We start from the raw sequence: 6,081 nt of genomic DNA on the forward strand, positions 1-6,081 counted from the left end.
GCGCTATAAGCCCTCGTCACTGCGGAAACGCCAGTTCTCCTGCTCCACCTTCATGATGTATCTCGGCCTTGACCGTACGTACGATATCGAGCACCACACGATTGTCTTTGCCCGCAATTACAAGAAGAACATCCAGGCCATCACAAGTGGGCAGACAGACATGGAAGACGTATCGATGTATATCCGAAATGCGCAGAAGAACGATCCATATGGTGCTCCGGCCGGGCATTCTGCGCTCTACATTCTACTGCCAGTGGCGAACAACACCAGTGGCGTTTCGTGGCAGGAGTACAAGCAAATCTACCGTGAGAAGGTGCTGCAACTGCTACGGGAACGTACTCCATACGGCGATGTTTCGCAGCATATTCAGCAGGAACTGATCATCACACCCGAGGATTGGGAGAAAAGGCACTCAGTATTCCTCGGTGCAACGTTCAACATGGCGCATAGCTGGCATCAGATGATGTACCTCCGTCCCCACAATGAGTTTGAAGAATTTGAGAATTGCTATTTGGTTGGCGGAGGCACTCACCCGGGCAGCGGTCTGCCAACGATCTTTGAATCGGCACGCATCTCCGCAAACCTCATCTGTGAGAAGAACGAAATTCCTTTTCCTGTTTCAAAGCCATTGGAGTTGGCACTGGCGTGAATACCTTTAGTGCAGAGCAAAAGATGGAGTGCGCCCGCGCTGCGCAACCCGCTTGGGCAGCCTTGAAGGTAAAGGAGCGCTGCGCCTATCTTGGCAGGCTACGGGGTGAAATCGCGCGGCATTGCGATTCTATCTCTGCCTTGATTGCGCGCGACACAAGGAAACCGCATCTCGATGCGCTCGCCGGTGATGTACTAGTGACGCTCGAGCAGATTCGCTACTACGAACGCCATGCGGCAAAGATCCTTCAATCGCGGCGGAATGGCAAGCCGCTCTTCCTGTTTCACAGTGCTCGATTCGAAACTCATTTTGAGCCGCATGGCGTGGCTCTGGTCTGCGGTCCGTCCAATTATCCATTTCAGCTTTCTGTGATTCCCATGATTACTGCGCTTGCAGCAGGCAATGCGGTGATTCTGAAATGCTCGGAGCGGGCGCCTGAGACAGCAGCGCTCATTGCGGAGCTGTGCGCACGAGTGAACTTTCCGCAAAACCTTGTGCAGGTGATACACGGAGGGCCGGAGGAGGCGGAAGCGCTGCTGGACGCCAGGCCGGACTTCGTTTTCTTTACCGGAAGCAGCCATCACGGGCAACTGGTGGCACAGAGAGCAGCTCGCCAACTGATTCCTGCCGTTCTTGAACTAGGAGGCAAAGACGCGAGCATTGTCTTTGAGGACTGCCATCTTGACCGGGCTGTAGAGGGTATAGCATACGGTGCGTTCTCAAACTCAGGGCGCGTGTGCGTGGCTGTGAAGCGCGTGTACGTCCACGAGTCAATCTTTGAGAAATTCGTTGCAAGGTTGAAGGTTCGGATTTCTGCCCTCAGTGTGGGAGACGCGCCCGATTCGGACTTGCGCCCGCTGTCCTCAGCTGCGCTTTCCATGCATCTCGAACTCGTAGACGATGCGCTCTCACGTGGGGCTGCGCGGTTTCCGACTGAGGATGTAGCAACGGGCGGCCCAGTACTGCTGACCGATGTACCGGCAGAGGCTCGCATCCTCACTGAGGAGTCGTTTGGTCCCGCATTGATTGTCAAGTCGTTCCGTAACGAGTCGGAGGCGATTGCACTGGCAAACTCAAGCCCGTTTGCCCTCAGCAGCAGCGTGTGGACTCGGAATAGCGCGCGAGCACGACGTGTTGCAGCACGGATGTCGGCGGGCAGCTGCGCAATAAACGACGTGATTCGAGTGATTGCGAACCCATATGCCTCGTTCGGTGGAAACGGCAAAAGCGGCTACGGGCGCTATCACGGACCTGAAGGGCTGCGATCCTTCTCGCGCATCAAGACGGTGATGCACACCAGAGACCGCAACGCCAGCCAAATCAATTGGTTTCCGTTTACCTGGCGCACCCGCAAGCAGCTGACACAACTCATTCGGCTCCGACACGGCGCGCTAGATGTGCTTTCGCAGATGAGCCGCGTTCTCCCTCTGGCTGCACTGGCGGCTCTACTCTGCATTCAAAGTTCAGCGCACGCGAGGCAAACAACGCGCCTGTCTGTGGATGTGCAACTGACAGGAGATGCACACGGCGAGCTGGCCTACCTGGTCTTTGCGTCAGCGTCGGGGTTTCCGGGCGCGAGAGATAAGGCTCTTCTCCACGGATTTCTGCCCATTCAGCCGCATATGGAGCGGATAAAGCTTGACGTCGACCTGCCACCGGGAACGTATGCGGTGACCGTATACGAAGATCTGAACGGCAATCACAAACTCGATCACAACTTAATCGGCATTCCGCGCGAACCGGTGGGGGCTTCGAACAATCCAAATGGACGTTTCGGACCACCTCGATTTTCAGAGTGTGCCTTTAGCTTGGGAAACATCCCCCAAACCATCGCGATCAATATTGTGAAGGCACTATGAGATCTGAAGAAAAAGGGAAAAGAGTCGTCGTTATCGGAGCTGGGATCGGCGGCATGTCCGCTGCCATCATGCTTTCGCGCAAAGGCTTTCGGGTGACACTTCTTGAAAAGAATCAGCATGTGGGCGGCAAGCTGAATCAGCTTCAGGTTGGCGGATTCAGCTTTGACCTAGGACCCTCAATCTTTACGCTGCCGCAGGTCTTCCGTCCCGTGTTTGAGGGCGATGGCAAACGCCTTGAGGACTATATCAGCCTGCAACGGCTTGATCCGCAGTGGCGCAACTTCTTCGAAGACGGGACCATTCTGGACCTTTGGGAAGATGTAGAGAAGATGCGCGCCGAACTGGCTCGCTTCGGGCCAAACATTTTTGAAGAATACAAACAATTCCTCGCCTATTCGCGCCGTCAGTACGAAATTGTGGAGAGCGGATATCTCAACCAAGGTCTGGACACTTTTGGCCAGTTCCTTCGCTTTTACGGCTGGCGCGATGCACGAGATCTCGATTACATGCATTCCATGTCAGGCAGCATCTACAAGCGCATGAGCAATCGCTATCTGCGTGACATCTTCGAATACTTCATCAAGTATGTCGGCTCGAGCGCGCTCGATTCGCCTGCCTTCATGAACCTTATGCCCAATATCCAGATGCAGTTCGGGATGTGGTATGTCTCCGGCGGCTTGTATGAACTTGCACTCGCTTTCAAAAAGCGCCTTGAAGAGACCGGCGTGGACGTGCGGCTGGGACATGAGGTCGTGCAGATTGATAGAGACGGCAAAACCGTTACAGGTGTACAGGCGAAAGATCAGAATGGCTCTTTGTGCACTATGGTAGCCGACTTCGTGATTTCCAACATGGAAGTCATTCCGGCGATGAAAAAGCTCCTCGGGTCGCCGGCAGGCGTGATGAAGAAGTTCAGGCGCTTTAAGCCGGCCTGCTCGGGCCTGGTTGTGCATCTTGGGCTCAATCGCATCTATCCTCAGCTTGCTCATCACAACTTCTTCTACTCGTCCGATCTGCATGCCCATTTCCGGCGCGTATTTCGCGAAAACAAACTTCCTGACGATCCGACCCTTTACGTGGTTGCTCCGACTCGTAGTGATCCTTCTCAAGCTCCGGAAGGTTGCGACAACATCAAGATTCTTCCGCATATCCCCGCGATCGACGAGCAAAATCCTTATACCCGTGAGGACTATCTTGCGTTGAAGGAAGTCTGCATCCACAAGCTCGAGCGCATGGGCGTTAAGGATCTGCGCAAACATATTGTTGTTGAAGACTTCTGGACACCTCTCGACATTGAAGCCCGTTACGCTTCAAATCGAGGATCGATCTACGGTGTCGTGTGCGACCGTCGCAGCAACTTTGCATTCAAGGCACCAAAACGGAGCTCGCAATTTGAGAATCTGTTCTTTGTCGGTGGAAGCGTGAATCCAGGAGCCGGAATGCCCATGGTTTCACTCAGCGGACAACACGTGGCACGGATGATCACCGAACAGGCAGAACCAGGAGCGTAATGATTTTTGCAGCATTGCTGTGCGTGGTGGGGCTTGCTTCAGGTTTCCTTCTCCTGCGGCGGATACCAACGTGCGCTGAGACTCAGTCGGACGCTGCGGTTGATGTGTCTGTCATCGTCCCTGCTCGAAATGAGGAGAACAATCTTCCCCGTTTGCTGCGATCGATTGCGACATCCACTTCACGGAAGGTTGAAGTCCTGGTCATTGACGACCACTCAACCGACCGCACTGCACGTGTCGCGCGCGAACTCGGTGCGGCAGTTATTTGCTCAGAGCCGCTGCCTGTGGGATGGACGGGAAAGACGTGGGCCTGTTTCCAGGGAGCTCAGCACGCTTCTTGCGGTCTCTTGCTTTTTCTGGATGCCGATACCTACTTCGCTTCAGGTGGTCTTGACCGTCTGGTCGCGCGGTGGCGACGTGAGGGCGACCCTGGATTGTCAATTTCATTGCTCCCGTATCACGTGATGCAAACGGCGCAAGAACAACTCTCGCTGTTCTTCTTTCTTCTGATGGCCGCCGGGGCCGGCGGCTTCGGTGCGTTTGGCAGAGCCAGACTTTTCGGCCAGTCGCTTCTTATCCCCAAAGAGACTTACTCCGCAGTGAACGGGCACGCAGCTGTTCGCAGCTTCGTCCTTGAGAATCTCAACCTCGCCAATCTTCTCCACGATGGTGGAAACCATGTGATGTGCCTGAGTGGTCGCGACACGCTTCAAATGCGCATGTTCACCGAAGGCTTTCGCCAAATGTCGGATAGCTGGACCAAAGCCTTTGTCCACGGTGCGTCGCAATCGGGTAGCGCGGTGCTTGCCTGCTCGACTGTATGGGTTGCGTCATTGTGGGTAGCCGCGATTGCGCTGATTGTTCCCTCGACGCTCGCTGCCTCTTTTGGCTTGGCCTACTTGCTTTTCAGTTTGCAGCTGTTTTGGCTTGGCCGCCAACTGGGAAACTCTCACCTCGCGGCCTGCCTCTTCTATCCGCTTCCCCTTGCTTACTACTGCGTTATCTTTGCACGCTCGGCCCTGCGACGCGCTGCAGGGCAGAAGACCGTCTGGAGAGGCCGCGAAGTATGAATTCGCTGGTCTGGGTGGCAAACATTCTGGGATGGCCCGTGGTGCATCTCACCATCGGTTTTGTGTCAGTACGCCTGCCTTCGGAATTCTTTGCACGTGACAATTGGCTGACGGCACCACGATGCTGGGAGACGAACGGACGACTCTACCGCGACTGGATGGGCATCCGGAAATGGAAGTCCTTGCTTCTGGACGGAGCACCTTGGTTTGGAGGCTTTGCGAAGAAGAAGCTGTCAGCAAGAAAAACGGAGTATCTCCAGCACTTCATTCTTGAGACGCGTCGTGCCGAGCTTGCCCACTGGTGCATGTTTGCCTGCCTCCCTATCTTCTTTCTTTGGAATCCCCCTTGGGCATGTTGGGTGATGACTGCATACGCTGTGGGGGCCAATCTTCCCTGCATTTTCGCACAGCGCTACAACCGCCTCGCGCTCTCCCGTGTGGCGCAGAGCCGGCGCCGGGCGTTTGCCAAAGCATGAGCCAACCGTCGCGCAAACTCGATCAGGCAACGCGCCGACGCCGCTACCTGATCCATCTCACCTGCGCTTCTAAAGCACGCAGCGAATCTCGCCAATACGTTGTTCGAATCCAATCCTGGACATCTCGCTCGAGAGCTCAGCCTGAAAGACACGAGCGCCTCTTCAATGATGAATACGAGCTGGTTGAAGCCGTGAATCCTCTTCTTCCTGATGGTTCTGATGTTCGAGACGTCCTCGGCCACATTGAATGCAACGACGGCTTCTTTTATCTTCTGCATCTCACAGCTGAACAAGCACGAAGATTGGGCTGGCACAGATAGACCGCAAGCGGCTATGGTGTTGATCTTCCGGCGGATTCCCTTTGGAACAGCGGGCCAGCGGCGCTGCGGCCGATATCGGGATCATAATCCGATAAATAATGAGGTGGCCCAGTGTTTACAAATCCAGTCCACCTGAACGTAAAGCCGGCTTCGGCGGACTACCGGCTTGAATAGAAGTAGCCTCAGGGCTAAGTCA

General features: G+C 55.1%; 5 protein-coding genes. All 5 read left to right on the plus strand.

Going from position 1 to position 6,081, the window contains the following annotated elements; all coding sequences use genetic code 11:
- Positions 1-649 (plus strand): phytoene desaturase family protein (locus tag WA354_RS21995; protein WP_472815165.1); only part of this gene is annotated, 649 nt, incomplete at its 5' end.
- Positions 646-2,508, plus strand: a complete 1,863-nt coding sequence (locus tag WA354_RS22000; protein WP_472815166.1) for an aldehyde dehydrogenase family protein — start codon at positions 646-648, stop codon at positions 2,506-2,508. The genes WA354_RS21995 and WA354_RS22000, both read left to right, overlap by 4 nt.
- On the plus strand, positions 2,505-4,019 hold the full coding sequence (locus WA354_RS22005) for a phytoene desaturase family protein (protein ID WP_472815167.1): 1,515 nt from the start codon (positions 2,505-2,507) through the stop codon (positions 4,017-4,019). Before WA354_RS22000 ends, WA354_RS22005 begins: the two co-directional genes overlap by 4 nt.
- On the plus strand, positions 4,019-5,089 hold the full coding sequence (locus tag WA354_RS22010; protein WP_472815168.1) for a glycosyltransferase family 2 protein: 1,071 nt from the start codon (positions 4,019-4,021) through the stop codon (positions 5,087-5,089). The genes WA354_RS22005 and WA354_RS22010 overlap by 1 nt, the downstream gene beginning before the upstream one ends.
- Complete coding sequence (locus tag WA354_RS22015) at positions 5,086-5,565, plus strand: glycosyl-4,4'-diaponeurosporenoate acyltransferase CrtO family protein (RefSeq protein ID WP_472815169.1); 480 nt, start codon at positions 5,086-5,088, stop codon at positions 5,563-5,565. Before WA354_RS22010 ends, WA354_RS22015 begins: the two co-directional genes overlap by 4 nt.
- Positions 5,566-6,081: the final 516 nt, after the last annotated feature.

The sequence above is a fragment of the Occallatibacter sp. genome (assembly GCF_049802275.1).
Lineage (GTDB): Bacteria > Acidobacteriota > Terriglobia > Terriglobales > Acidobacteriaceae > Telmatobacter.